This window comes from Streptomyces sp. UNOC14_S4 (assembly GCF_020740835.1).
Classification (GTDB): domain Bacteria; phylum Actinomycetota; class Actinomycetes; order Streptomycetales; family Streptomycetaceae; genus Streptomyces.
The window spans coordinates 1-5136 of the sequence record NZ_JAINFC010000524.1; the positions used below are offsets into that span (position 1 = coordinate 1).

Here is a 5136-nt window from a genome sequence, read left to right on the forward strand (position 1 = left end):
CCCCCGAAGGGGCGCGGGGAACTGCGCGAGCAACCACACACGACCCGCAGCCGCATACCGAGCCCACGAGGCACCCTTGTAGGCGCCGGGGGCCCGGGGCGCAGCCCCGGACACCGGGCCTCAGCCCACCGACGAGTACGCCACAACCCCCCGCAGCAAACCGTCGACCGCCTTGCGCGCATTGCGCGCAACAGCGCTGCCGCCAGGCGCGGCCGCCGCGATCTGCCCCAGGACATCGATCAGCTGCTTGCACCAGCGGACGAAGTCCCCCGCCGGCATCTCGATGTCCCGCAGGACCTCGTCCAGGCCGTGCCCCTGGGCCCAGCGGTACGCCGCCCAGGCGAAGCCGAGGTCCGGCTCGCGCTGGCCGACGCCCTCCGCCTGGTTGATCTTGTGCTGCTCCTCCAGCGCGTCGAGACGTCCCCAGATCCGGACCATCTCGCCGAGCGCGGCCTGCGCCGGGCCCGCGGGCAGCCGCGGCGGCGCCGCGTCGTCGGCCATCCGCGCCTCGTAGACCAGCGCGGAGGCGCACGCGGCCAGCTCCGCGGGCGCGAGCCCGTCCCAGACGCCGTCGCGCAGGCACTCCGAGGCCAGCAGGTCGAGCTCGCCGTAGAGCCGGGCGAGGCGGCGGCCGTCCTCGGTGACCTCGTCGCCCCGGAGATAGCCGAGGTCGCTCAGGAGCGCGCAGATCCGGTCGAAGGTGCGGGCGATCGTGTTCGTCCGGCCCTCGATGCGCCGCTCCAGCTGCCGCGTGTCGCGCAGCAGCCGGTGGTAGCGCTCGGCCCAGCGGGCGTGGTCCTCGCGGTCGTCGCAGCCGTGGCAGGGGTGCGCCCGGATCTCCGTGCGCAGCCGGTTGATCTCCCGGTCGTCGACGGCGGCCGAGCGCTGCTTGCGATGCCGGTCGGGCACGATGTGCCCGGCCTTGGTGCGCAGGGCCGAGGCCAGGTCGCGGCGCGACTGGGGGCTGCGCGGGTTGAAGGACTTCGGGACGCGCATCCGCTCCAGCGGCTCGACGGGCACCGGGAAGTCGATCGGCGCGAGCCGCTTGACCTGCCGTTCCGCCGTGAGCACCAGCGGGCGCGGCCCGTCGTAGGGGTCGAAGCCGCGGTGCCGGTTCGTACGGCCCGCGGGCAGGCCGGGGTCGAGCACCAGGGCGAGACCGGCGTACTTCCCCGTGGGCACGTGGATGACGTCGCCCGGCTTGAGCTTCTCCAGGGCGGCCGCGGCGGCGGCCCGCCGCTGGCCGGCGCCTTGCTTGGCGATCTCGGTCTCGCGGTCCTTGAGCTCGCGGCGCAGCCGCGCGTACTCCTCGAAGTCGCCCAGGTGGCAGGTGATCGCCTCGCGGTAGCCCGCCAGGCCCTCCTCGTTGCGCTGCACCTGCCGGGAGATGCCGACGACCGACTTGTCGGCCTGGAACTGCGCGAAGGAGGTCTCCAGCAGCTCGCGCGAGCGGTGCCTGCCGTACTGCGAGACGAGGTTGACCGCCATGTTGTACGACGGCTTGAAGCTGGAGCGCAGCGGATACGTACGGGTGCCCGCGAGGCCGGCGAGCGCGGCGGGGTCCATGGCGCGCTGCCACAGGACGACCGCGTGCCCCTCGACGTCGATGCCGCGGCGCCCGGCGCGGCCGGTGAGCTGGGTGTACTCGCCGGGGGTGATGTCGGCGTGCTGCTCGCCGTTCCACTTGACGAGCTTCTCCAGGACCACGGAGCGGGCGGGCATGTTGATGCCCAGCGCGAGGGTCTCGGTGGCGAAGACCGCCTTGACCAGGCCCTTGACGAAGAGCTCCTCGACCACTTCCTTGAACGTGGGCAGCATGCCCGCGTGGTGCGCGGCGATGCCCCGCTCCAGGCCCTCCAGCCACTCGAAGTAGCCGAGGACGTGGAGATCCTCGTCGGGGATGGAGGCGGTGCGCTCCTCGACGATCTGCCGCACCTTCAGACGGGCCTCGGCGTCGTTGAGCCGCAGCCCCGCGTAGAGGCACTGCTGCACGGCGGCCTCGCAGCCGGCGCGGCTGAAGATGAAGGTGATGGCGGGCAGCAGGCCCTCGGCGTCGAGCCGCTCGATGACCTCGACCCGGCTGGGGGTCCAGATGCGGCTGCGCTGGCGGCGCTCGCGCTCGCGGTCGGCCTCGCGGAGCATCTTGCCCTTGCGCCGCTCCCGGCCGCCGAAGGGGCGGCTGTTCTCCATCCGGGCCAGCCGCACCAGGTCGGGGTTGACCTCGCGCCGGGTGCCGGTGGCCCCCTCCTTCTCCTCGAAGAGGTCGTACATCCGGCGCCCGGCGAGCACGTGCTGCCACAGCGGCACGGGCCGGTGCTCGGAGACGATCACTTCGGTGTCGCCGCGGACCGTGTCCAGCCAGTCGCCGAACTCCTCGGCGTTGGAAACGGTGGCCGAGAGGGAGACGAGGGTCACCGATGCCGGGAGGTGGATGATGACCTCCTCCCAGACGGCGCCGCGGAAGCGGTCGGAGAGGTAGTGCACCTCGTCCATGACCACGTGGCCCAGCCCGTCGAGGGCCTGCGAGCCCGCGTAGAGCATGTTGCGCAGCACCTCGGTGGTCATGACGAGCACCGGGGCATCGGGATTGACGCTGTTGTCGCCAGTCAGCAGGCCGACGCGGTCGACGCCGTAGCGCTTGACGAGGTCGCTGTACTTCTGGTTCGACAGCGCCTTGATGGGCGTCGTGTAGAAGCACTTGCGGCCCTGGGTGAGAGCCAGGTGGACGGCGAACTCGCCCACGATGGTCTTGCCGGAGCCGGTCGGCGCCGCGACCAGGACGCCCTTGCCCGCCTCCAGGGCCTTGCAGGCCTCTATCTGGAAGGGGTCCAGCTCGAAGTCGTACATCTCGCGGAACGGGGCGAGCGCGGTGGCCTGCTCGGCGGCGCGCACCCGGGACAGGGCGTAGCGCTCAGCAGGGGACATGTCGTCGGTCATCTTGTGTACGAGCCTACCGGTGACCCCTGACAGCGCACCCGATCTTTATCAGTGGCCCGTCATCAGTGGTCCGGGGCGACGGCCCCGAGGAGCCGTACCGCACCGGGGACGGTCTCGGCGGTGAGCGGCAGCGGTCCCAGCGGCTCGCCGTCGGCCCAGCCGGTGAGGCCGGGGGCGGCCAGGGTGATCCGCGCCGCGCGGTGGACGGTGACCTTGGGGTGGCCGAGGTGGGTGCCCCGGTAGACCCGGGGGAAGACGCGGAGCAGGGTGGCGCGGCTGCACGGCTCGATGATGGTGATGTCGAAGCGCCCGTCGTCCAGCCGGGCGTCGGCGCAGATGCGCATGCCGCCCCCGTACGAGCTGCCGTTGCCCGCCGCGACGAGCGTCGCCTCGGTCTCCAGCGACAGCCCGTCGTCGAGGACGATGCGGTACGGGACGGGCGTAGCACCGCGACCACGCTGAGCGGGGCGCCCATTCCAGCGACGGCGATCAGCACACCGGTGCCCCCGGCTCGGGCGGGGGCGTCCGCGGCGTCCGTCCCAGCACCGTGCGGACGGAGAACCGTTCCTCAAGGAGCTGGCCCGTGTCGGCCACATCCCGTCAAACCAGCCGCATTCGGGCTGGTGCCCCGCGAACGGTCTTCGGGGGCCCAGGGGATGGCTCCTGTCCGGCACGCTCAAGTCTTGCCCGCAACACGCGATGCTTGGCGTCCTCGCAGGCCAGGGGCCCCTGTCTGCCGTGGAAAACATCCAGGCCCGCGGGGCAGCTCTCTGTCAGCGATCCTTCTGGTCGCATCCAGTCACACCTACGCGATAACAGCCAAGATGTCCGAACCACGATCACGACCTAGACTACACCCAACTCCGCATCACCCACGCGAGTTTCCCGATGACCAATGATGGCCGACAACGGAATCAACAGTTGCCAACCCGGCGTCGCAGCACCCGGGCGGCGGGCGCCACGGCACGGACGCCCCGGCCACGGCCCGCCGTCGGGTTGACGAAGAGGGTGATGTCGCTGGTCACCCGCCGGACCCTATCGGGTCGGGGCATGCGAAAGGGCGGCCGCCGGGAAGCAGCCGCCCCTTTTCACGGGTTCACGAGTCGCCCCGCCGGGATCAGGTCACGTCGTCGTAGCCGGTGGTGCGGCGGGCCGGTTCGGCGCCCTGGCCGCTCTCGCCGTGCTGGCCGGGCAGCGAGGGCATCGGCTCGCTGTCGCCGACGGGCTGCGGGCTCAGGTCGAGCGGCGAGGCCTCGTCGTCGTCGAGGAGATGGTCGGGGTTGGCGCGTTCCCGGCGCTTGTCGTTGAGGATCGAGAAACCGACGGCGCCGAAGTACAGGATGCTGATCGGGACGGCGAGGACGCACATGCCGAACGGGTCGGTGCTCGGCGTCGCGACGGCACCGAAGACGAAGGTGCCCATGACGACACCACGCCACGCCTTCAGCATGGCCCGGCCGGAGAGCACGCCGACCAGGTTCAGCATCACCAGGATCAGCGGCAGCTCGAAGGAGATACCGAAGACGAGGATCATCCGGACGGTGAAGTCGAGGATGTCGTTCAGGCTGAGGGTGTTGGCCGCGGTCTCCGGGGTGACGCTCAGCAGCACCCGCATGCTGGCGGGCATGATCGCGTACGCCAGGTAGGCGCCCGCGAGGAAGAGCGGGGCGGCCGTCGCCGCGAAGGCGATCGTGTACTTCTTCTCGTTCTTGTGCAGGCCGGGCGCGAGGAACGCCCACAGCTGGTAGAGCCAGATCGGGGAGGAAACGGTGACGCCCGCCAGGAGGCACACCTTCACGACGGTCGTGAACGGCGCGGACAGGCTGTTGAACGTCAGGACCGCACAGTTGCCGCCGTGACTCTGGGCCAGGTCGCGGTTCGGGCAGCTGGGCACAGGGTTGGACAGGAAGTCCATGATCTGCTTGTTGTAGAAGGCAGCGAGGATGGCGACCACGACGATCGCCAGCACCGCCTTGGCAAGGCGGTTGCGCAGTTCACGCAGGTGCTCCGCGAGGGGCATCCGCCCTTCGGGGTCCTTCTCCTTCTTGCGGGCAGGCTTGAGCAACCCACGTCCCTATCTCGTGCGGCAGACGGTCACCACGAGTGGCCGTCCGATCGTCCCTGGATCAGTGCTGCGCCGTACGGTCGCTGGTCTCGCTCACCGGGCGGGCGGTGACATCGCCGGGAGCGGCCTTGATC

2 protein-coding genes and 1 pseudogene are annotated in these 5136 nt (G+C 71.0%); all 3 read right to left on the bottom strand.

What is annotated here, in order from left to right; genetic code table 11:
• Window positions 1–120: 120 nt before the first annotated feature.
• Entirely contained in the window at window positions 121–2937 is a 2817-nt protein-coding gene (locus K6I34_RS31185) for an RNA helicase (protein ID WP_229331195.1), read from the bottom strand.
• A gap of 62 nt (window positions 2938–2999) precedes the next feature.
• Window positions 3000–3377: pseudogene (locus K6I34_RS31190) on the bottom strand (sphingosine kinase); the annotation flags it as partial.
• Between the two features lie 677 nt (window positions 3378–4054).
• Window positions 4055–5002 carry a twin-arginine translocase subunit TatC gene (gene tatC, locus K6I34_RS31200; RefSeq protein WP_229331197.1) on the bottom strand — a complete coding sequence of 316 codons (948 nt, stop codon included), beginning with the start codon at window positions 5000–5002 and terminating at the stop codon, window positions 4055–4057.
• Between the last annotated feature and the right edge of the window lie 134 nt (window positions 5003–5136).

Bases quoted from the DNA above. Each gene is read 5' to 3' on its own strand.
- K6I34_RS31185 (WP_229331195.1), bottom strand. From the start codon at position 2,937: ATGACCGACGACATGTCCCCTGCTGAGCGCTACGCCCTGTCCCGGGTG.